A 20225-nucleotide genomic window follows, 5' to 3' on the forward strand; every position below is an offset into this window, starting at 1 on the left:
GGTTCGGATGGCACACTCGGGCCATGACAATCAGACGGGGTACGACGTCCATTGCAGGACGAAGCGCAGTCGCACTGGTCGGTGCGGCTGCGCTTCTCGCCGTAGTGGGGGCATGCAGCACCGACACGACCAATACCGGTTCGTCGTCGACCACAACGACCGCTCCGAGCACGACGGTGGCGACGACGACTCCTGCGGGAGCGGCTGTCACCGATGCCCAGAAGCAGCAGCTGTGCACCGATCTCGAAGCGCAGCTGTCGAATTGGCGCGTGCAGGGCCCCACTCTCGGCCGCGGCGGTCTGAACATTCTGGTGCAGACCTGGGCTGCGCAGAGCGGCGTCATCAATCTCCAGGTGGTGCAGAATCGCGCGCTCGTCGACGACATCACGAAGGAAACGTGCTCGGACGTGCGGGACGAGGCCATCCGCTCCCTCGACATCCCGGATCTGGCCTCCGGTCTGGTCGGTTTCTAGGATGCGCACCTTGTACCCGGAGATCGAGCCCGTGCAGACTGGTCACCTCGACGTCGGCGAGGGGCAGCGGATCTACTGGGAGATCTCCGGCAACCCCGACGGCGAACCGGTGGTGTTCGTGCACGGCGGTCCCGGCGGTGCCACCAATCCACTGCAGCGTCGCTACTTCGATCCGCAGGTCTACCGCATCGTGTTGTTCGATCAGCGAGGCTGCGGGCTGTCGACCCCACATATTGCCGACGGGGCAGATCTGTCGGTCAACACCACCGATCGCTTGATCTCCGACATGGAGAAACTCCGCGAGCACCTGAACATCGACACCTGGTTGGTGTTCGGCGGATCCTGGGGCTCCACGTTGTCGCTGGCCTACGCACAGACGCATCGCGAGAGGGTGCGAGGACTCGTGCTCCGAGGAATCTTCCTCGTCCGGCCGTCGGAGATCGACTGGTACTACCGCGGCGGTGCCGGACACATCTTCCCGGACCTGTGGGAGGAGTTTCTCGCCCCCATTCCGGAAGGCGAACGAGACGGGGATCTGGTCGAGGCATATCACCGACAGTTGATGTCCGAGGACGACGCTGCCGCGACCCGGGCCGCGGTGGCGTGGTCGTCGTGGGAGGCAGCGACGAGTTACCTGCTCCCGAAACCCGATGCTGTACAGCATAATTCGGATGCGCGTTTCGCTCGCGCCTTCGCCGGAATCGAGAACCACTATTTCCGCAACGGGTGCTTCCTCGAAGAGAACCAGTTGCTACGCGACGCGCACCTGCTCGACGGTATTCCTGGTGTGATCGTGCAGGGCCGCTACGACGTGGTGTGCCCGGCCACGAGCGCGTGGGCACTGCACAAGGCCTGGCCGAGTGCAGATCTGGTGATCGTCGACGATGCCGGCCATTCTGCGGCCGAGCCGGGCATCGTCCACCACCTGGTCGAGGCGACCGACCGATTCAGGCCGTGACAGACGGATAGTCGAATCGGACTGTGCGCGAGTCGGTGTCGGCCCGAGTCAATCGGACCTTCACCGACTCCCCCGCAGGCGGCTCGCCGTCGCACTTGCCCATGACGATCGGTTCGGACACGAGCACCTCGGCGTCGCGCTTGCCCTCGGCACCGCGCAGCACCACTGCGTCGAACGTATGACCTACGCGGTCTTCGAGCACGTGCGCTTCGGTCAGATCGATGCAGGCTCGGTCCACTTTCGATGCTGCAGAATCCGATCCACGCATGATCGCCGGTAGCTCCGGCAGCGCCTGCGCCGCCCACTCGGGGACGGGCACACCGGCGACCACGGCCAGACACACCTCGGTGGCGAACCGATCCGACAGCCGTCGCAACGGGGCCGTCACATGGGCGTACGGCGCTCCGATACCCGAGTGTTCGACGGAATCGTCGGTGCCGGGTGCATCGATGGTCGAGTTCGGAGTTCGACTGTCGAACGCCGAATAGTCCGCTCCCCGAAGCAATCCCGTGGCCTGAGTCATCATCGCCAGAGTCGACGGTTCGTCGGTGGGCAGGCCGGCGAGTACCGCGCCGGCGGACGCGCCGGCGGGCCACTCGATTCCGAGTGCGTTCGCGGTCTTCTTCAGGGTCTCGACGGCCTCGGGCGGTGCGGGCGGAAGCGTGCGTACGATGCCGATTCCGGCGTCGAGCATGATTCTGGCTGCGCACATGCCCGTCAGCAAGGACACCTCGGCGTTCCAGCCGTCCACTGCTGTTCGCGGTTGCAGAACGATTCGCCAACCGTGCCCGTCCGGAACCACTTCCTGCTCGGGGAGCGTGATGTCGATGGCTCCTCGACGCCTCGCTGCCTCCGCCCGTAGGTGTCCGAATTCGGCAAGGGCAGCGATCGACGGGTGCGGTGTGCCGGCGTCGAAGTCGGCTTGCACTCCCGCGTAATCGAGACGCGCGGTCGAACGCACGAGCGCCCGAGTGACGGTCCACGCCGCGGCTTCACCGACGTCGTCGAGTTCGATGGTCCACAATGCAGCGCAGCGAGTCTGTCCCTCCAACAGGCTTCCCGAGCCCTCCGACAACTCACGCGGGTGCAACGGAACAGATCCGTCGGGGAGATAGTACGTCTGGCCGCGTCGGCGGGTTTCCACGTCGAGCGCTCCCCCCGGCATCACCAGCGCACCGACGTCGGCGATCGCGTAGTGCACCACCAAGCCGTTGGCCGTCTTCTCGATGTGTACGGCTTGATCGAGGTCCTTCGAGCCGGGTGGGTCGATGGTGACGAAAGGAATGTCGGTGCGGTCGATTCTGCTGTCGGCGTGCAGGTCTCGGGCTTCGATCGCTTCGCGCATCACGTCTGTGTCGAAGACATCGGACAGACCGAACTCGGATCTGATGGACTCGAAATCGAAGTTCGGAGCCCTCAGCCGGGTGAGCAGCACCGTCAGTTGTTCCAGTCGTCGTCGGAGTCGGCGGCCTTGTTGCGGGCGGCTGCGATCTTCAGCGCCTGCTCTGCGGTGGCCTTGTCCGGATACGGACCCATGCGGTCGAGGGCATTGGTCTCCTTGCCCTGTACAACCTGCTTGGTGCTGATGTCGTAGTACCAGGAGCTGTCGTCGTCGGTCATGACTTCCAGTGTGCCCCATACAGCCACGCCGCAGGTGTACCGCGCGAGAAATTGGAGTGCGAACGAGTCGGCCTGTAAGCCGGATCCTGTGCATCGACCCGCTCTCGCGAGATCGAATAGACGACCATCCATCTGGGCACACCGTTGCCGGGTACCTCGAGCAGTCCACCCGCAGGCTCGGGCGAGCAGCCCTCGAGCACCTGCGCAGCTGCACCCCTTGCGCGATGCAGCCTTCGACCTTGCTCCGGGCGGGGTTTACCTAGCCACCCCAGTCACCTGGGATGCTGGTGCGCTCTTACCGCACCGTTTCACCCTGACCTGCGTTTCGTTTCCGAAGAACCGAACCGCAGGCGGTCTGTTTTCTGTGGCACTGTCCCGCGAGTCACCTCGGGTTGCCGTTAACAACCGCCCTGCTCTGTGGAGTCCGGACTTTCCTCGGCCCGAAGCGGAACGGAACCTGTCCGTCGGTACTTCGAGCCGCAGCCGTCCAGCCAACTCGTTCGCGATTGCGTACTCTACCCGCCTCACGTCGGATGCCCGGCGATTGCCCGGCCATGAAGAACAGAGGCACTCACGATGGCCGCGGCAGCGGTGACGACCACCCCCACCCAGGCGGCGGACGTGTAGGCATCCTCTCCGGGGAAGGTGGAGCCCGGACTCGTTCCGGCGGCGAGTACCAGACCACCGACCGCGCTTCCGAAAGAGAATCCGACACTGCGCACCACCTGGTTGATACTCATGACGCTCGAGGTCTCCGCGGAGGGCACCACCGGCAGCACGACGGCCGGCAGCACGGCCGAAAAGCTTCCGACTCCGAAACCCAGAATCGCCATCACCGCACAGAGTTCAACGACGCCGGCGCGGGTACCGGCGAACAAGGCGAGAGCCACCAGAACGATCAGTGCGCTGACCGTCAGCGCGCTGGCTGCCCCCACCCGAGGCAGCGCTCTGGGTACCAGCTTGCCGGCGAGAAATCCGAACACCGAGAACGGAACCAGGACGAGGCCCGCCGCGAACACGTCGAGGCCGAAACCGTATCCGGCACCGGAAGGCGTCTGCGCGTAGCGCGTAGCGAGGGTCAGCAGCAGATACATTCCGATGCCGCCGAGAAACATTGCGCCGTTCGCTCCGACCACGGCCCTGTGACGAAACAACCGAAGATCGACGAGCGGCGCCGAGCTTCTCAGTTCGACGCGTACCCATATGCCCGCAGCGACGACCGCGATTGCAGCCAGCACCCCCGCCGTCCAAGGGCGGCTACTCCACAGCGCGGTCTCACTGATGAGAACGAGCACCAGGGTGAGAGGGAGCGCCAGCAGCACCGCACCCGGAACGTCGATCCGGGTCGCACGCTTGCGCGTCGAGGCAGGAACAACTCGCAGAGCAACGGCAAACGCCATGACCGTCATCGCAGCACCGAATCCGTAGGCGAGCCGGAGACCGCCGTGCTCGGCCAGAAACCCCGACAATGGATAGCCCACACCGACACCCGCAGTAGACGCGACCGACAACAAAGCGATGGTCGATCCGGACCGCTTGTCGGACAGATGATCTCGCACCACACCCATCAGCATCGAAGTCAGGGCCAGTCCCACTCCCTGGGCTGCGCGGCCGAGGAGCAGCCAGGAGAAGGACAGCGGCAGTGCGGTCAGAATGCCTCCGGCCGAGACGACGCCCAGTGTCCCGAGTATTGCTGCCCGTCGATGCGGACCCGATCCGAGGCGGCCCAGAACCGGTGTCGTGACGGCACCGGTCAACAAAGCCAACGTCAACGTCCATTGCGCACTGGAGAGGGAGACGTCGAAAGTGGTTGCGACGCTGGTGATCAGCGGGGCACCGAGGCTACCGACAGCGGCGACGACGACTCCGACGAACAACAGAGAAGGCACGAACATTCGTGATTCGTCGTGCTCGGAGCCGGAGATCAACGGTTCGTCTCGCTCGTGATGTGGTCGAACAATCCGGCGTGGATACGAGTGCCCACTCCGTTCGCCCAGGGTTGGTCGACGTCATGAATCTGCAGGGCCGCGCCACTGTTGAGCAGCATGCCGAACGCCAGAAACGCTTTGACGGTCACGGCGTCGAGACCGGTGACCTCTACGACGGTGTTCCACATCCGGCCGAACGCCTCTCGAACGGCGTCGCGCACCTCTTTGTCGCCACACGCGGCGAGGCCCTGCAGCTGCAGCAGGAGTGAGGTTCGATCCTCGAGCATGGCGTAATAGCACTCCCCCATCGAGGCCAAGGCTTGCTGACCGGTGGCAGTACCTGCGGCCTCGCGCATCCCATCCGCCACACGGTCGAACGACGCGACCACCAGCTCGGAGAAGAGTGCCTTCTTGGTTCCGAATATTCGAAAGATGTAAGCCTGGGTGATCCCTGCTTCGCGGGCGATCCTGTCGGTCGAACCGCCGTGCAGTCCGGACGCTGCAAATTCGTCTGCCGCTATCCGCAGTATTTGCTGCCGTCGATCCGGGCCTGTCATCCGTCCTCTCTGCGCCATACCGCCAAGTTACTGGTTACTAACTACTTACTTCAATGGTTGTTCTCGTGCGCTTCACTACAGTTCCTTCCATGAGTGAATGGGTTGTGCTGCTGCGCGGCATCAACGTCGGCGGCATCAACATCAAGATGGTCGACCTCCGCGCAGCTCTGGCCTCGGCCGGCTTCACGAATGTCCGCACGATTCTGGCGACCGGCAACGTACTGCTGCAGTCGCCGCTGGCGGCCGCCGCCCTGAAAGCGCAGGTGGAGAGCACGCTCGCCGAGGCGTTCGGCTACCGAGCCTGGGTTGTCGTACTCGACGTCCCGACACTGAGGGCGATAGTGGAGTCCTACCCGTTCGACGCCGAACGGGAGGGCTGGCATCCTTATGTAGTGTTCGGTAACGACGATAGCCATTTGACCGAATTGTCCGCTCTTGCAGTGGAACTCGACTCCGATCTCGAGAGGATTGCCGAGGGGAACAGCGTGCTCTACTGGGAGGTGCGCAAGGGCAACACCACCGACAGTACGTTCGGAAAAGCCACGGCGAAGGCGAAGTACAAGGCCACGACCACCACGCGGAAAGTCCGCACTCTCGTGAAGATTCTCGCGTGACCGTTCTCGCTGCGGCATTGGTCGCCGCCGTTCTCGTATTCGCCATCGTTCGCCCGCGCGGTCTTCCCGAGATCGTTGCTGCACTTCCAGCGGCCGCAGTTGTTCTTCTCGTCGGCCTCGTCAGCCTCGACGCGGCCCGTGAGCAGGTACTCGAACTCGCACCCACCGTCGTCTTTCTGGCGTTCATCCTGATCCTGGCGCATCTGTCGGATGCCCTCGGTGTGTTCACCTGGATCGCTGCGAAGCTACGCCGCGGATCCAAGGGCAGCCCCCGCAGACTGCTGACCCTCGTGTTCGCCGCTGCCGCTGCCACCACAGCCGTACTGAGCCTCGACGCCACCGTTGTTCTGCTGACACCGGCCATCATCGGTGCCGCTCGGATCCTGGGGATGTCGCCGCGTCCAGACAGTTACGCCACTGCGCACCTGTCCAATTCGGCGTCGACCTTGCTGCCGGTGTCGAATCTGACCAACCTGCTGGCCTTCGCTGCGACGGGCCTGACCTTCCTGCACTTCACCGCGCTCATGGCACTGCCGTGGATGTTCGCGGTCGCCATCGAACTGGCGGTGTTCCTGATCTTCTTCCGCAAGGATCTGACCCGCACTGCGGCACCGACGGACTCCGCGACCGAACACAGGATTGACGACGTCCCAGCACCGCGCAGCACGCTCGCCATCCTGGGCGCGACCCTCGTCGGATTTGCCGTCGCGGGACTGTTCGATATCGAACCGTTCTGGGTGGCTGCCGTGGGGTCGATTGCGCTCGCGATCCCGGCACTTCGAGCTCGCCACACCACGCCTCGCGCGATCCTGCGCGGTGCCGATCTGCCCTTCTGTGGCTTCGTCTTCCTTCTCGGCATCGTCGTGCTCGGCGTGACGACGGGCCCGATCGGCGACTGGCTGGCGCGAATTCTGCCGTCCGACACCACCTTCGCGTCCCTGTTGGCAGCCGCAGCCATCGCGGCGGTGGCGTCGAACATCGTCAACAACCTGCCCGCAACGTTGCTGCTCCTAGCGGCCTTCGGCGCGGACGCTCCCCCTGCGTTGTTGCTGGCCATGGTGATCGGGGTCAACCTCGGCCCCAACCTCACCTACGTCGGTTCACTGGCGATCATGCTGTGGCGACGCGTCGCGTCGGCCAACGACGAGCCGGCAGACCTGCGCACATTCACCGTGCTCGGTGTCATCACGACCCCGTTGACCATCGTCGGAGCAGTGGCGGGCCTGTGGCTGGCGCTGCAGATCTGAGACCCGCACCTCCGCAGGATCAGGTCAGGTGAGACGTGTCGTTGACCAATTTCACCGATGCCCCGCCGTCGGGGTAGAACTCCGCGATGCTCAGCGACGCGAGGTCCAGATGCATTCGGTAGAGCAGTGACGGTCCGACGTCCAGTGCCAGTTGCAGCAGTGTTTTGATCGGCGTCACGTGTGTCACGACGACGATCGTCTTGCCCGCATAGTCTTCGATCAATCGGTCGCGGGCCGATTCGATTCGAGTGCGCACTGCGTCGAAACTCTCACCGTTGGGCGGGGCCACCGAGGTGTCACCCAGCCAGGCCCGATGTTGTTCGGGATAGCGGTCTTTCGCCTCCGCGAAGGTCAGACCTTCCCAGTCGCCGAAGTCCGTTTCGGTCAGATCGTCGACGGTGGTCACGTCGAGTCCGAGTGCACCGGCCGCGGCGTCGGCGGTCTGTCGGGCGCGGCCGAGGGGGGACGAGACGATCGCTGCGATGTCGTCGTGTCCGCCGAGCCGTGCCGCTGCAGCGGTGGCCTGTCGAACCCCCAGCTCGGTCAGTTCCGGATTTCCGCGGCCGGAATATCGCCGGTCGACCGACAGCGCGGTCTGGCCGTGGCGCAACAACAACATTCGGGTGGGGTCGCCCACTGCACCGGTCCACCCGGGGGCCGCCGCGGGCTGCTTCGCGGCCGGTTCGGAATCGGGCAGATCAGGGAGGTCGATTCCCTTGGCTGCGGCGTCCATCGCCTCGTTCGCCAGACCGTCGGCGTGTGAGTTCTGCTCCCGCGGAATCCATTGGAAGGTGACGTGATCGAACGTCCGAACAAGCTCTGCCGCTCGGCGATTGAGCGGAATCATGTCGGGATGCTTGACCTTCCAGCGTCCCGACATCTGTTCGACGACGAGTTTGGAGTCCATCCGAACGTCGACCTCACGGGCACCCACGTCCGCGGCCGCCGTCAACGCAGCGATGAGGCCCCTGTACTCGGCCACGTTGTTCGTTGCGATTCCCAGCGCCTCCCGGCGTTCGGCCAACACCTCGCTGCGATCTGCCGAGAACACCACGGCTCCGTATCCGGCGGGACCCGGGTTGCCGCGGGAACCGCCGTCGGCTTCGACGACGACCCGTTGCGCGGCACTCAAATTCCGGACTCCTTGGTGCGCACCAGGATTGCGTTGCATTCCGAGCAACGAACCAGAGCATCGGCAGGCTTGTTGGCAATGCTCGCAATTTCGTTGCGATCGAGCTCGATTCGGCATGCGCCGCATCGGCGGGCCTGCAGCAACGCTGCGCCTCGACCGGTCAGTGCGCGCTGCTTCTCGTACAGAGCCAGCAGATCGGCCGGCATACCCGAGATCAATGCCTCGCGACGCTCGGCGCTCCGCTTCTCGGCGACGTCCAGGTCTGCGACAGCGTCGTCGCGGCGACGACCGGCGTCGACCATTTCGTCCTCGATCTGCGTCAGCTGCGCCCCGGCGTGTTCGTAGTCGCGCTCGCTGGCCTCGCGCTGTTCCATGACTTCGAGCAGTTCTTCCTCGAGGATGCTCTGCCGCCGTTCGAGACTGCCGAGCTCGTGCTGCAGCTCGGTCATCTGCTTGGGCGCAACCGTGCCGCTCTCGAGCATCTTCTTGTCGCGCGCCTCGCGCTGGCGAACGGCATCGACTTCGCCCTCGAGCTTGCGGATGTCGCGATCGAGGTCGTCCATCGAGATCTGCACCGTGACGGCAGCATCCTTGCGGGTGATGCGCTCGGCCTCGAGTTTGTCGACCTCCTGCTGCTCGGGGAGGGTCTTTCGGCGATGGGCGATCTGCGAGAGTTCGGTATCCACACCGGCCAATTCGAGTAGCGAGGCCTGGACTTTGGGATCGACGTTCACGCTTGATGACTCCTGCGACTATGGAAGTTGATTCCGATTACCCTACCGGCTGCGCAGAACGTACCGAGCCGGATCCGTCCACTCCCCCGGTCGCGGGGTTCGTCGGTCACAACGTCCACGGGTCGGTACGGACATCGCTGACCCTGCTGCTCCAGCCGTCCGTATCGCCGAATTCGGCGTCCACGATGCCCCTCGCCTGAGCACACCACGGGAACTCCGAGGCCCAGTGGGCCGTGTCGATCACCGCGGGCCCACCCGCCCTCAGGTGCTCGTCGACGGGATGATGCCTGAGATCGGACGTGACATAGACGTCGGCGTCGGTCCGCGCGACGGTTGCGAGGAACGAGTCCCCTGCTCCCCCGCACAGGGCGACGATCGACACCGTGGCGTCCGGATCGCCTGCCGCTCGCACTCCCCAGCTGGTGGCCGGCAGAGCGGCTCGGACGACATCGGTGAACTCGGCGAGGGTCATCGGATCAGGCAACCGTCCGATCCGCCCCAGACCGGTGCACGACGGTAGGGCCGCGGATTCGAAGACATCGAACGCGGGCTCCTCGTACGGATGCGCGCGCCTGAGCGCGGCCTGCATCCGGGCGCGGTCGGCCCGGGATGCAACCACCTCAATTCGGTCCTCGGTCACGGTGTGGACTTCGCCGACGACACCGAGCGTCGGATGAGCACCGGGCTGCGGCCGGAACTGGCCGAGCCCCTCGGTGTGCCAGCTCGCTTCGCTGTAGTCGCCGATCTCACCGGCTCCGGCGTCGAACAGCGCTTGGCGCACCGCCGCAGTATCGGCGGACGGCACGAATACGACCCATTTGTCGTGCGCCGGAGCAGGAATGGGATCGAGTGGCCTGGTGTCGATCACACCGAGGGCCGACGCGAGTGCGTCGGAGACACCGGGATCGGCCGAGTCGGCGTTGGTATGGGCGGTGAACAGCGCGCAGTCGGCCTTGATAAGGCGGTGGATCACCGAGCCTTTGGCGGTGTCGGCCGCAACCGAATCGACTCCTTTGAGCAGCAGAGGGTGATGGGCGACGATGAGGTCGGCGCCCCAGGAAATGGCCTCGTCCACGACGGCCGGGGTGACGTCGACGGCGTAGAGCACCTGTCGCACAATGCAATCCGGATCTCCGCATACCAATCCCACCGAGTCCCAGCTCTCGGCCAATCGAGGCGGGTATGCCTTGTCGAGAACCTCGATGACGTTCGCCAGAGTCACTGCCATGTCGATTGCTCTCCTCACAGAACGGTGTTCAACGCATGCACCAGTATGTCGACGTGTGCCGGGTCCCGTACGGCGACGCGTAGGTAGTTGCGATCCAGTCCGGGAAACGTGTCGCCGCGCCGAACCGCAATTCCCTTCGTGCGCAAACGTTCTCGGATCCGGTCGGCGTCATCGACCCGCGCCAGAAGAAACGGCGCTCGCGCCGGCCCGGCAATGTCGAGACCGAATGCGGTCAGTCTCGCGATCATGGCGTCACGTTCGGCGTCGATACGCAGCGCTTCGGCTCGGGCCTGCTCGACCGCGAACGGCTCGGTACAGGCACGGATTGCTTCGAGTTGCAGAGTGCCCAGGGGCCAGTGCGCACGGCCCCGCTGCATTCGTTCGAGTACGTCGGGATGGGCCAGGGCGTAGCCGCACCGCAACCCCGCCAATGCCCACGTCTTCGTCAGGCTCCGGAGTACCAGCACGTCCGCGACGCTGTCCGAGGAGACCGATTCTTCTGCTCCCGTCACTGCGTCGGCGAATGCTTCGTCGACCACGACGATACGGCCGGGCCTACGCAGACCGAGCACTTCCTCGCGGGGATGCAGCACCGACGTCGGATTGGTGGGATTGCCGACGATCACCATGTCGGCGGCCTCGGGCACCAGGCCCAGATCTAGAAGAAACGGCGGCGGGAGTAACACCCGATGCACGGGAATGCCGGCCTGCTCGAGCACCCAGTCGGGCTCGGTGAACGACGGGTGCACGGTTGCCACGAGGGCCGGCTCGAGCCGTGGCAGCATCGCGAATCCTTCGGCTCCGCCACCGAGCAGCAGTACCTCGTCCGGCGAGCGCCCGTGGTGTGCGGCGACCTGCTCCCGAGCCGCCCGCTCGGCTGCCCCCGATGGATACGAACCGAGCGAGTTCAGGGCTGCAGCGAGCCGATCACGAAGCCACGGGGGCGGTCCGTCACCGCGCACGTTGACGGCGAAGTCGACGAGGCCTGAGCCGACCTCGAGATCCCCATGATGACGGAGAAGTGCATCGGGGCCGGGCGCTGTATCGGACATCGCGACGAGCCTAGCCGTCATGTGCACCGATAGGCTCAAGCCATGTCTGCCGCTCTGCCCGCATCCGTTGTCCTGTTCGATCTCGACGGAACGTTGACCGATTCCGCACCGGGAATTCACGCAGGATTTCGCCACGCGCTGGCCTCGGTCGGCGCTCCCGAACCGACCGAACAGCAACTCTCTCTCGTCGTCGGTCCACCGCTGATCGACACGCTGCGCTCGATGGGCCTGGACGAGGAGGCAGCTCAGCGCGCGCTCGCCGCCTATTTCGACCGCTACGACGAGCGGGGTTGGGCCGAGAACACCGCCTTCGACGGCATCGAGACAGTGCTGACGCGATTGCAGGATCGCGGTGTTCGGCTGGGCGTGGCGACGTCCAAGTCGGAGCGCTTCGCCGTCCGGATTCTCGACCACTTCGGCTTGTCCCGGTACTTCGACTTCATCGGCGGTGCCAGCAACGACGGGTCGCGGCGAGCGAAGTCCGACGTCATCGCGCACTCGCTGACCAATCTCGGCATCGATCCCGTGGAATCCTCGGACGGCGGCACCGCAGGGGTGATCATGATCGGCGACCGCGATCACGATGTGCACGGCGCGGCTCGGTTCGGAATTCCGGCGGTCTACGTGGAATGGGGCTACGGCATCGACGGCGAGAGCGACGACGCCGCGTTCACCGCGTCGGACATAGACGAACTGGCCGCCGTGCTCGAGCAGAACACGCAGGCGTCACGATGAGCGAGCCACTGCACGTGACGTTCGTGTGCACCGGAAACATCTGTCGATCACCGATGGCCGAGAAGGTGTTCGCCGCGCACCTGAGCGAGGCGGGCCTGAGTGATGCAGTCCGCGTATCGAGCGCGGGAATCGACGGGTGGCATGTCGGCGACGGCGCAGACCCCCGAACGGTCGCAGAACTCGATGCGCACGGCTACGAGAGCGAGCACGAAGCGAACCAGGTGGGACCGGACCACCTCGCTGCCGATCTGATCGTTGCTCTCGACACCGGCCACGCTCGATCTCTACTGCAGTTGGGTGCACCGGCCGATCGGGTGCAGCTGCTGCGTTCGTTCGATCCCGACGCCGACGATGCGTCGGTCGCAGATCCCTACTACTCGTCGGATTCTGCGTTCACCGAGGTGCGAGAACAGATCGAGGATGCCGTGCCCGGCTTGATCGATTGGGCGCGGTCTCGGCTGACTGCCTGACCCGGCTACCGTGGTGGGGTGGAGAAGTTACGGTTCTTGCTGCGTCCGAAGTGGTTGGTGCTGGCCGCCGTCGCGCTGGCGTTCGCATTCTTGTGCTTCAGCGTGCTCGCTCCGTGGCAGCTGGGCAAGAACACCTCGACTTCAGCGCGCAACGACTTGATCACCCGATCGGTCGGGGCAGTTCCGGTGCCGATCACCGACGTTCTGACCGCGAACGGTTTCGCGGCCGACGACGAATGGCGGCGGGTGATCGCGCAGGGCAGTTACGTGGAGAATTCCGACGCCCTGGTGCGGCTGCGCAGCATTCGTGAGCAGCCCGCGTACGAGGTCATCACTCCGTTCGTCATCGACGGTGGCCCTACTGTTCTCGTCAACCGCGGATACGTGCTCCCGGTGGAGGGAACGCGACCGCCCGAGTTCGCAGCAGCCCCAACCGGCCCGGTCACTCTCGATGCCCGCGTTCGTCAGGCCGAAGGAACATCACGTGAGCCGATCCAGGAGGACGGCCGCCTGCAGGTGTACAACATCAACCCGGAGCAGATCGGCGCAGCGGTCGGTGTCGACGCGATCGACGGGTACCTGCAGCTCGACGACGGTCAGCCCGGTGGCCTCGGCCTCATCGAGCTCCCGCAGACCGACGCGGGCCCCTATCTGTCCTACGGGCTGCAGTGGCTGGCGTTCGGCATCATGGCACCGTTGGGTCTTGCGTATTTCGTCCGCGCCGAGCTGCGGGAGCGACGCATGTCTAGAACCGAGATGGCCGACGCGATGTCCGATGAGTCCGACCCCACGTCCGACGACGATTCCGCGTCGGACGACGAGGAAGAATTCACTCTTCCGACCCGGCGCGAGAAGCGGGCCAGGGCCCGCGCGGCATCACAGGCGAGAACGCCGACGGATCCTCGCCTGGCGGATCGATATGGCAAGAACCGCTGACGCAGCCGTCGCGATCTCTTGCACCCGCGTCGACAGGACGACTGCTCGCCGAAGGTCCCGTGCCGTGGGCGCTCGCCCGTCGCCGAGTGTCGGCCTGATCTCCACGCCGTGCCGGTACTGGGTGCGCCCGCCGAGTTGTAGTCCGAGCGCTCCCGCCGACGCGGCTTCGGGCACCCCGGCATTGGGGCTGGGATGACGGGACGCGTCGCGTCGCCACACCCGTAGCGCGTGTGCAGCAGAACCCTGCACCAGCGGTGCCGCGAGAACGGTCGCCGCACCCGTGACTCGTGCCGGCACCAGGTTCAGCGCGTCGTCGAGGCGTGCGGCGGCCCATCCGAAACGTAGGTATTTCGGAGACCGGTATCCCACCATTGCATCGAGTGTGTTGCTGGCTCGGTACGCCAGGATTCCCGGTACGCCGGCCAGGGCTCCCCACACCACGACACCGACTGTTGCGTCGGATGTGTTCTCGGCGATGGATTCGAGTGCCGCGCGTGCCAGCCCGTCGGAGTCGAGGAATGCCGGGTCACGTCCGCACAGTGACGGGAGCAATGCGCGTGCGCCGGGCAGGTCGTCTCGGTCGAGGTGATCGGCCATCGAGCGACCTACTACCGACAGCGATGATCCGCCCAGCGCGGCCCACGTCGCGGTAGCCACCAGAGCGGCCTCGGCCGGTGGGCCGAGACGCCACACTGCTCGCGTGGACGCGATTCCGAGTGCGGTGACGCCCCCGACCAGTACGGCGGTATGGATGACACCCGCAATCCTGTTGTCGCGGTAGAGCCGAGCCTCGACGCGAAGGGCAGCCGTTCCGAATCCTGCTACCGGATGCCAGCGCTGTGGGTCTGTGAACACTCGATCCAGGACGTAACCGACCAGCAATCCGATCGCTCGGGGGTGTGTCCACATCGCACGAATCTATCCACCGGCCATCCGGTGTGCGGAATCGGTACGGGTCAGGCCCAGCGCCGGTTGTACGCGCCGGAGAGCTGACGGCTCCTGAAGTCGATGTCGCTTCCGTCGTTGAGCAAGGCGATGGCCATACCGACGAAACCGATTGCTGCTACTACGAACATGGTCATGATTCCCCCAAGAATCGTTGTGGGCCTGCCGCGGCGGTGCCGTGGCCGACGTGTTCCGTAACAGATTGTCACCCGCCGGTAGGGCGATTCCCACTGCTTTGAGGTCGGCGTCACGTGTGTCTGTCGTCACGAGACGCCGGACACATAGAACGTCCAAAATTCAACGGCCACCGCCGATCTCGTGCATTTAGTGACCGCGACTATCGACCGACGGGCACCGCATGCATGTGCGGCTCCTCGGCCACGACCGAGCCGATGAAATCGTCCACCACCTTCACCCGCGCCAACCCCGTCAGCTCCCGCGGAATCACCGTCCAGTAGGTGCGTTCGACCGAGACGAGGCCCGGCAACACCGGAATCAACGTGTCGTCCGGTTCGCCGATGTAGCTGGGCAACGGCGCAATTCCCACGCCGGACCGCGCCGCGATCCACTGGCCGGTGATGTTGTTGGTCTGAATCTGCGCCCGACCGTCGGGCAGAATCGAATCCAGGATGCGCAACGGCGCAACGTCGAGCAGCGCATCCACGTAGGAGATCAGGGTGTGCCCACGCAAACCGTCGACCGAGTCGATCGTCGGCTGCGCAGCCAAATATCGCTCGGCGGCATAGAGCGCCAGGGTGTAGGTCGCCAGTTGCCGGGCCACCACCAACCTGGGCGACGGCCGTTCCAACGTGATGGCAATGTCGAATTCCCTGGTGGCCAACGAGTTGTGCTCGGTGGCGGTGACGAGTTCGATATCCAGATCGGGGTGCTTGTCACGAAGCGCACCCAGCTTCGGCGTCAGAACGAAGGCACCGAATCCGTCCGGGGCAGCGATGCGTACCGTCCCTCGCAGCGATCCGGTATCGGATGTCTGATCTTCGAAGGCGGCGATCAGCGTGGACTCGACGGTTTCGGCGTACCCGACCAGCCTTCGCCCCGCCTCGGTCAATCGCCATCCCGTCGGGGTTCGGTCGAAAAGACGTTGCCCTGCGGACTTTTCGAGTGCCGTGATGCGTCGACCGACCGTGGTGTGGTCCACGCCGAGCGTTCGAGACGCATCGGTCAGACGTCCCGTTCTCGACACTTCGAGGAAATAACGAAGGTGGTCTGGGTTGAACACTCGCCCAGCCTATCCCCCTGTGCATTTATGCACGGCAATCTGCGATTTTGGCCTTTGACATGTGCATCTATTCGAATGAGACTCGAGACACACCGATGGAAGGAACGAACGTTGACCGACGTCATCTCACACTGGCTCGATGGTAAGACTTTTTCCGGATCTTCCGATCGGACGTCACCGGTCACCAACCCCGCCACCGGGGAGGTCACCGGCACGCTCACGCTCGCCGATCGGAGCGATGCCCGCGCCGTCATCGACGCCGCCGCAGCTGCCTTTCCCGCGTGGCGCGACACCTCCCTGGCCAAGCGCACCTCGATCCTCTTCTCCTTCCGAGAACTGCTCAACGCGAAGAAGAACGAGCTGGCCGAGATCATCACGGCCGAGCACGGCAAGGTGCTCTCGGACGCCCTCGGCGAGATTTCTCGCGGCCAGGAAGTGGTCGAATTCGCCTGTGGCATAGCCCATCTACTGAAGGGCAGCTACACCGAGAATGCGTCCACCGGAGTGGACGTCTATTCCATTCGTCAGCCGCTCGGGCCGGTGGCCATCATCTCCCCCTTCAATTTCCCTGCCATGGTGCCGATGTGGTTCTTCCCCATCGCCATCGCCGCCGGTAACACCGTCGTGCTCAAGCCGTCGGAGAAGGACCCGAGTGCCAGCATCTGGCTCGCGCGGCTCTGGGCCGAGGCAGGCCTGCCCGACGGCGTGTTCAACGTGCTGCAGGGAGACAAGGAGGCCGTCGACGAACTGCTCGAGAACAAGAAGATCAAGTCGATCTCCTTCGTCGGATCGACGCCCATCGCCCAGTACGTCTACTCGACAGGCACCGCCAACGGCAAGCGTGTTCAGGCCCTCGGCGGTGCCAAGAACCATGCCGTCGTCCTCCCCGATGCAGATCTCGACCTGGCCGCGGACGCCATGGTCAACGCCGGCTTCGGCTCGGCGGGTGAGCGATGCATGGCCATCTCCGCTCTCGTGGCCGTCGGGAAGATCGCCGACGAGCTCGTCGCCAAGATCGCCGAACGCACCACACCACTGGTCACCGGCGACGGCACCCGCGGCGCCGACATGGGCCCGCTCGTCACCCGGGTACACCGCGACAAGGTTGCGTCCTATGTCGACGCAGGCGAGGCGTCCGGCGCCACGATCGTCGTCGACGGCCGCACCGTCCAACCCGACGGGGCTGCGGACGGATTCTGGCTCGGCCCCACGCTCATCGACCATGTGACACCGGACATGAGCATCTACACCGACGAGATCTTCGGTCCTGTGCTCTCGGTCGTCCGTGTCGACACCTACGACGAAGCCCTCACACTGATCAACGACAATCCGTACGGCAACGGCACGGCGATCTTCACCAACGACGGCGGGGCGGCACGGCGGTTCCAGAACGAGGTGGAGGTCGGCATGGTCGGTGTCAATGTGCCGATTCCCGTTCCCATGGCGTACTACAGTTTCGGCGGCTGGAAGAGCAGTTTGTTCGGCGACAGCCACGCTCACGGCACCGAAGGAGTGCACTTCTTCACGCGGGGTAAAGCCGTCACCAGTCGCTGGCTCGATCCCAGCCACGGCGGTATTGATCTCGGCTTTCCTGCAAACAACTGAGTTCTACAAAGCCCATGTGCGTGGAAACTCGTAGCCCACTACGAAGTTCCACGCACATGGAGATACCGCGAAGGAGCACTCCATGGTTGCCAACATCTCTTTTCCACGCTTTCTGAAGCTCGGCGGCGGTGCCGTCGCGGAGCTGGGTACGGTACTGACCGACCTGGCCGTATCTCGTCCCCTACTCGTCACCGATGCGTTCATGGCAGGCAACGGATCGGCCGATCGACTGATGACGATCATGACCGAGGCCGGTAAGTCGCCTGCTCTGTTCTCGGGCACCGTGCCCGATCCGACGACGGATTCTCTGGTCGCCGGTCTCGAAGCGGTGCAGCAGCATTCGGCCGATTCGATCATCGGGTTCGGCGGCGGCAGTCCGATGGACACGGCCAAGGCGTTGGCCATTCTCGCTGTTCAGGGCGGGACTATGCGGGACTTCAAGGCCCCGGTGCTCTCCACCGGTCCGGCGCTTCCGATCATCGCCATTCCGACGACCGCGGGAAGTGGTTCGGAGGCAACGCAGTTCACCATCATCACCGACGTGGCCTCGGACGAGAAGATGCTGTGCCCCGGGCTGTCCTTTCTGCCGATAGCATCGATCATCGACTTCGAACTGACGATGTCGATGCCGGCGCGTCTGACCGCCGATACCGGCGTCGACGCTCTGACACACGCCATCGAGGCATACGTCAGCAAGAAGGCCAACCCCATCTCCGACGGCTTGGCGCTCAGCGCAATTCGCACCATCGGAACGTCGCTGCTTCGGGCGTATCGAGACGGAGAAGACCGGCAGGCACGCGAGGACATGATGCATGCGTCCACCCAGGCGGGAATGGCGTTCTCCAACGCCAGCGTCTGTCTGGTACACGGGATGAGTCGACCGATCGGCGCGCATTTCCATGTCGCACACGGACTGTCCAATGCGATGCTCTTGCCTGCCGTCACAGCCTTCTCCATCGGCGGAGCCCAGTCCCGCTACGCCGACTGCGCCCGCGCCCTCGGTGCGGCATCGGAAGCCGATTCGGACGCGGTTGCCGGAGGCAAGTTGCAGGACGCCATCGTCACGCTGTGCCGTGAGGTCGAAGTTCCCACTCCGCAGACGTTCGGCATCGACAAGTCGACGTGGGACGACATGTTGCCGCTGATGGCCGAGCAGGCTCTCGCGTCCGGCAGCCCCGGTAACAATCCGGTCGTTCCGACGGCGGAGCAGATCGTCGATCTGTACCGCCAGGTGTATGCCGGGATCTAGGCCGAGTCACCGGACACGCGGGCGGCAACCTTGTCGCGCCGCGTGTTTCGGCGTTGAACGATGATTCCGCCGATCACCGTCACTGCCGCCAGCACGGCCGAGAGCAGGATGGACGATCGCTGCTCGGGTCGCACGACCATCATGACGAGGACGAAGACGATGAATCCGATGGCCAAATAGGTGAGCCACGGGTAGAGCCACATCAGAACGGCCGGGCGTTCGCCGTCGCGATCGAGTTGGCGACGCAGCACGAGTTGACTGCTGGCGATAGCCAGGTAGACGAACAGAGCTACGGCACCGGTGGTCGCGAGCAGGTAGGTGAAGAGTTTTTCCGGAAGAATGTAGTTTCCGACGACGGCGAGGAAGCCGAGCACCATCGAGGCGATGACGGCAACCCACGGCACTCCGTTGGCGGTGATCTTCTTGACTGAGCGAGGCGCATCGCCGCGATCACCGAGCGAGTAGAGCATGCGGGAGGCGGTGTAGAGCGCCGAATTCAGGCACGACGCCACGGCGGTCAGAATGACGATGTCCATGATGGTCTCCGCGTGAGGAATTCCCATCTTGGACAACACATACTGGTAGGAGCCGGTTGCCGGGTCCAATTCGTTCCAGGGGACGAGCGCGACGATGACGAAGATCGATCCGAAGTAGAAGATCGAGATACGCCAGATCACCGAGTTGGTGGCGCGGGTGATCCCCTTTGCGGGGTCCTTGGATTCGGCTGCAGCGATGGTGACGATCTCGGATCCCATGAACGAGAACATCGTCGTCAGCATGGCTGCGATCACCGCACCGAAGCCGAGCGGCATGAAGCCGCCGGAGGCCCACAATTGGTCCACGCCACTGACTTCGGAGTTCGGCAGCCAGCCCAGGATGGCCGCGATGCCGAGACCGATGAACGCGACGATGGCCACTACCTTGACCAACGCGAACCAGAACTCGAACTCGCCGTAATTGCCGACGCTGATCAGGTTGGTCGCGGTGAGCGCAACGACGATGATCAGGGCCCACATCCATTGGGCACCGCCCAGCCAGTTGGTGAGGATGGCGGCAGCGGCGGTCGCCTCCACGGGGATCACCAATACCCAGAACCACCAGTACAGCCAACCGACGGAGAAGCCGGCCCAATGTCCCAGTGCCCGGGTCGCATACGTCGAGAACGAACCGGTGTCGGGGTTGGCGGTGGCCATTTCCCCGAGCATGCGCATCACCAGGATGACGAGGAGTCCGGCGAAGAAGTAGGCCAGCAACACCGCAGGTCCTGCGGTGGCGATGGCGTTGGCGGAGCCGACGAACAGTCCGGCACCGATCACTCCGGCTATCGAGATCATCGTCACGTGCCGCGGTTTGAGACCGGTTCCCAGTCCGTGCTCTCCGGTATCTGGCTTATCCGTAATTGCCATTTCAACAGTTCAGCACAAGGTCGGGCCCTTCGCAGCGGGTGACCGAATTGTCCAGACAATGCGTAGTACATAAGGCGGGCTTACTTACTTGGTCCG

The 20225-nt window shown here is 64.5% G+C and carries 21 protein-coding genes and 1 other RNA gene; 9 read left to right on the forward strand and 13 right to left on the reverse strand.

Annotation, left to right across the window (positions count from 1 at the left end):
- Nucleotides 1-23: 23 nt before the first annotated feature.
- Together AB0P23_RS01075 and pip are read left to right on the forward strand one after the other, a co-directional pair.
- Complete coding sequence (locus AB0P23_RS01075) at nt 24-473, forward strand: hypothetical protein (RefSeq protein ID WP_045841259.1); 450 nt, start codon at nt 24-26, stop codon at nt 471-473.
- 1 nt (nt 474) lies between these two features.
- Entirely contained in the window at nt 475-1431 is a 957-nt protein-coding gene (gene pip, locus AB0P23_RS01080) for a prolyl aminopeptidase (RefSeq protein WP_032374378.1), read from the forward strand.
- Here the strand turns inward: pip and AB0P23_RS01085 are convergent.
- The 5 genes from AB0P23_RS01085 to AB0P23_RS01105 all read right to left on the reverse strand — a co-directional run bounded on the left by AB0P23_RS01085 (nt 1421) and on the right by AB0P23_RS01105 (nt 5554).
- Entirely contained in the window at nt 1421-2866 is a 1446-nt protein-coding gene (locus AB0P23_RS01085; RefSeq protein ID WP_287453026.1) for an RNB domain-containing ribonuclease, read from the reverse strand. The genes pip and AB0P23_RS01085 overlap by 11 nt on opposite strands.
- A 2-nt stretch (nt 2867-2868) precedes the next feature.
- Entirely contained in the window at nt 2869-3051 is a 183-nt protein-coding gene (locus AB0P23_RS01090) for a hypothetical protein (protein ID WP_027497419.1), read from the reverse strand.
- A 59-nt stretch (nt 3052-3110) separates the two neighbouring features.
- An RNA gene (rnpB, locus tag AB0P23_RS01095) (RNase P RNA component class A) lies at nt 3111-3550 on the reverse strand.
- Nucleotides 3551-3575: 25 nt separating this feature from the next.
- Nucleotides 3576-4946, reverse strand: coding sequence for an MFS transporter (locus AB0P23_RS01100; protein ID WP_052063049.1), 1371 nt, complete (start codon nt 4944-4946; stop codon nt 3576-3578).
- A 29-nt stretch (nt 4947-4975) separates the two neighbouring features.
- Entirely contained in the window at nt 4976-5554 is a 579-nt protein-coding gene (locus AB0P23_RS01105) for a TetR/AcrR family transcriptional regulator (protein WP_363796608.1), read from the reverse strand.
- A gap of 71 nt (nt 5555-5625) precedes the next feature.
- On the opposite strand from AB0P23_RS01105, the gene AB0P23_RS01110 reads away from it, so the two are divergent.
- Both AB0P23_RS01110 and AB0P23_RS01115 read left to right on the forward strand, forming a co-directional pair.
- Nucleotides 5626-6150 carry a DUF1697 domain-containing protein gene (locus AB0P23_RS01110; protein ID WP_283550166.1) on the forward strand — a complete coding sequence of 175 codons (525 nt, stop codon included), beginning with the start codon at nt 5626-5628 and terminating at the stop codon, nt 6148-6150.
- Nucleotides 6147-7397 carry an ArsB/NhaD family transporter gene (locus AB0P23_RS01115; protein ID WP_363796610.1) on the forward strand — a complete coding sequence of 417 codons (1251 nt, stop codon included), beginning with the start codon at nt 6147-6149 and terminating at the stop codon, nt 7395-7397. Before AB0P23_RS01110 ends, AB0P23_RS01115 begins: the two co-directional genes overlap by 4 nt.
- Before the next feature lie 19 nt (nt 7398-7416).
- Here AB0P23_RS01115 and AB0P23_RS01120 read toward each other — a convergent pair whose 3' ends face one another.
- The 4 genes from AB0P23_RS01120 to cobC form a co-directional block, all read right to left on the reverse strand.
- Nucleotides 7417-8529 carry a bifunctional RNase H/acid phosphatase gene (locus AB0P23_RS01120; protein ID WP_241258033.1) on the reverse strand — a complete coding sequence of 371 codons (1113 nt, stop codon included), beginning with the start codon at nt 8527-8529 and terminating at the stop codon, nt 7417-7419.
- Nucleotides 8526-9263, reverse strand: coding sequence for a C4-type zinc ribbon domain-containing protein (locus tag AB0P23_RS01125; protein WP_032387854.1), 738 nt, complete (start codon nt 9261-9263; stop codon nt 8526-8528). The genes AB0P23_RS01120 and AB0P23_RS01125 overlap by 4 nt, the downstream gene beginning before the upstream one ends.
- 106 nt (nt 9264-9369) lie before the next feature.
- On the reverse strand, nt 9370-10491 hold the full coding sequence (locus AB0P23_RS01130; protein WP_363796612.1) for a Nif3-like dinuclear metal center hexameric protein: 1122 nt from the start codon (nt 10489-10491) through the stop codon (nt 9370-9372).
- A 14-nt stretch (nt 10492-10505) separates the two neighbouring features.
- Nucleotides 10506-11543, reverse strand: a complete 1038-nt coding sequence (gene cobC, locus AB0P23_RS01135; RefSeq protein WP_206498173.1) for an Rv2231c family pyridoxal phosphate-dependent protein CobC — start codon at nt 11541-11543, stop codon at nt 10506-10508.
- 42 nt (nt 11544-11585) lie between these two features.
- Between cobC and AB0P23_RS01140 the strand changes: the two genes are divergently transcribed.
- The 3 genes from AB0P23_RS01140 to AB0P23_RS01150 are packed head-to-tail and all read left to right on the forward strand — an operon-like array spanning nt 11586 to nt 13684.
- Nucleotides 11586-12278, forward strand: coding sequence for an HAD-IA family hydrolase (locus tag AB0P23_RS01140; RefSeq protein ID WP_206498174.1), 693 nt, complete (start codon nt 11586-11588; stop codon nt 12276-12278).
- Nucleotides 12275-12748 carry a low molecular weight protein-tyrosine-phosphatase gene (locus AB0P23_RS01145; protein ID WP_176457143.1) on the forward strand — a complete coding sequence of 158 codons (474 nt, stop codon included), beginning with the start codon at nt 12275-12277 and terminating at the stop codon, nt 12746-12748. Before AB0P23_RS01140 ends, AB0P23_RS01145 begins: the two co-directional genes overlap by 4 nt.
- Before the next feature lie 18 nt (nt 12749-12766).
- Nucleotides 12767-13684: an SURF1 family cytochrome oxidase biogenesis protein gene (locus AB0P23_RS01150; RefSeq protein WP_206498175.1), complete on the forward strand. Its 918-nt coding sequence runs from the start codon at nt 12767-12769 to the stop codon at nt 13682-13684.
- On the opposite strand, the gene AB0P23_RS01155 is transcribed toward AB0P23_RS01150, so the two are convergent.
- The 3 genes from AB0P23_RS01155 to AB0P23_RS01165 all read right to left on the reverse strand — a co-directional run bounded on the left by AB0P23_RS01155 (nt 13625) and on the right by AB0P23_RS01165 (nt 15869).
- Entirely contained in the window at nt 13625-14593 is a 969-nt protein-coding gene (locus AB0P23_RS01155) for a cobalamin biosynthesis protein (RefSeq protein WP_206498176.1), read from the reverse strand. The two genes, AB0P23_RS01150 and AB0P23_RS01155, sit on opposite strands and share 60 nt — an antisense overlap.
- A gap of 47 nt (nt 14594-14640) precedes the next feature.
- Complete coding sequence (locus tag AB0P23_RS01160; protein ID WP_255032530.1) at nt 14641-14766, reverse strand: hypothetical protein; 126 nt, start codon at nt 14764-14766, stop codon at nt 14641-14643.
- A gap of 200 nt (nt 14767-14966) precedes the next feature.
- The gene (locus AB0P23_RS01165) at nt 14967-15869 is read right to left on the reverse strand and encodes a LysR family transcriptional regulator (protein ID WP_032384613.1); all 903 of its coding nucleotides are present in this window, start codon (nt 15867-15869) and stop codon (nt 14967-14969) included.
- Between the two features lie 75 nt (nt 15870-15944).
- Here AB0P23_RS01165 and AB0P23_RS01170 point away from each other — a divergent pair, with 75 nt between their 5' ends.
- Together AB0P23_RS01170 and AB0P23_RS01175 are read left to right on the forward strand one after the other, a co-directional pair.
- On the forward strand, nt 15945-17474 hold the full coding sequence (locus tag AB0P23_RS01170) for a CoA-acylating methylmalonate-semialdehyde dehydrogenase (protein WP_032384612.1): 1530 nt from the start codon (nt 15945-15947) through the stop codon (nt 17472-17474).
- A gap of 82 nt (nt 17475-17556) precedes the next feature.
- Nucleotides 17557-18723 carry an iron-containing alcohol dehydrogenase gene (locus AB0P23_RS01175; RefSeq protein ID WP_027497434.1) on the forward strand — a complete coding sequence of 389 codons (1167 nt, stop codon included), beginning with the start codon at nt 17557-17559 and terminating at the stop codon, nt 18721-18723.
- On the opposite strand, the gene AB0P23_RS01180 is transcribed toward AB0P23_RS01175, so the two are convergent.
- Nucleotides 18720-20129, reverse strand: coding sequence for an amino acid permease (locus AB0P23_RS01180; RefSeq protein WP_206498179.1), 1410 nt, complete (start codon nt 20127-20129; stop codon nt 18720-18722). The two genes, AB0P23_RS01175 and AB0P23_RS01180, sit on opposite strands and share 4 nt — an antisense overlap.
- Between the last annotated feature and the right edge of the window lie 96 nt (nt 20130-20225).

Origin of the sequence: Rhodococcus sp. NPDC077669 (genome assembly GCF_040686915.1) — a bacterium.
GTDB classification, from domain to species: domain Bacteria; phylum Actinomycetota; class Actinomycetes; order Mycobacteriales; family Mycobacteriaceae; genus Rhodococcoides; species Rhodococcoides fascians.

What these genes read in the sequence shown, in the direction of transcription:
- AB0P23_RS01170 (WP_032384612.1), top strand. Translation starts at nt 15,945, where the DNA reads ATGAGACTCGAGACACACCGATGGAAGGAACGAACGTTGACCGACGTC.
- pip (WP_032374378.1), top strand. Translation starts at nt 475, where the DNA reads ATGCGCACCTTGTACCCGGAGATCGAGCCCGTGCAGACTGGTCACCTC.
- AB0P23_RS01160 (WP_255032530.1), bottom strand. Translation starts at nt 14,766, where the DNA reads ATGACCATGTTCGTAGTAGCAGCAATCGGTTTCGTCGGTATGGCCATC.
- AB0P23_RS01110 (WP_283550166.1), top strand. Translation starts at nt 5,626, where the DNA reads ATGAGTGAATGGGTTGTGCTGCTGCGCGGCATCAACGTCGGCGGCATC.
- AB0P23_RS01180 (WP_206498179.1), bottom strand. Translation starts at nt 20,129, where the DNA reads ATGGCAATTACGGATAAGCCAGATACCGGAGAGCACGGACTGGGAACC.
- AB0P23_RS01130 (WP_363796612.1), bottom strand. Translation starts at nt 10,491, where the DNA reads ATGGCAGTGACTCTGGCGAACGTCATCGAGGTTCTCGACAAGGCATAC.
- cobC (WP_206498173.1), bottom strand. Translation starts at nt 11,543, where the DNA reads ATGTCCGATACAGCGCCCGGCCCCGATGCACTTCTCCGTCATCATGGG.
- AB0P23_RS01100 (WP_052063049.1), bottom strand. Translation starts at nt 4,946, where the DNA reads ATGTTCGTGCCTTCTCTGTTGTTCGTCGGAGTCGTCGTCGCCGCTGTC.
- AB0P23_RS01140 (WP_206498174.1), top strand. Translation starts at nt 11,586, where the DNA reads ATGTCTGCCGCTCTGCCCGCATCCGTTGTCCTGTTCGATCTCGACGGA.
- AB0P23_RS01105 (WP_363796608.1), bottom strand. Translation starts at nt 5,554, where the DNA reads ATGGCGCAGAGAGGACGGATGACAGGCCCGGATCGACGGCAGCAAATA.
- AB0P23_RS01075 (WP_045841259.1), top strand. Translation starts at nt 24, where the DNA reads ATGACAATCAGACGGGGTACGACGTCCATTGCAGGACGAAGCGCAGTC.
- AB0P23_RS01090 (WP_027497419.1), bottom strand. Translation starts at nt 3,051, where the DNA reads ATGACCGACGACGACAGCTCCTGGTACTACGACATCAGCACCAAGCAG.
- AB0P23_RS01145 (WP_176457143.1), top strand. Translation starts at nt 12,275, where the DNA reads ATGAGCGAGCCACTGCACGTGACGTTCGTGTGCACCGGAAACATCTGT.
- AB0P23_RS01175 (WP_027497434.1), top strand. Translation starts at nt 17,557, where the DNA reads ATGGTTGCCAACATCTCTTTTCCACGCTTTCTGAAGCTCGGCGGCGGT.
- AB0P23_RS01155 (WP_206498176.1), bottom strand. Translation starts at nt 14,593, where the DNA reads ATGTGGACACACCCCCGAGCGATCGGATTGCTGGTCGGTTACGTCCTG.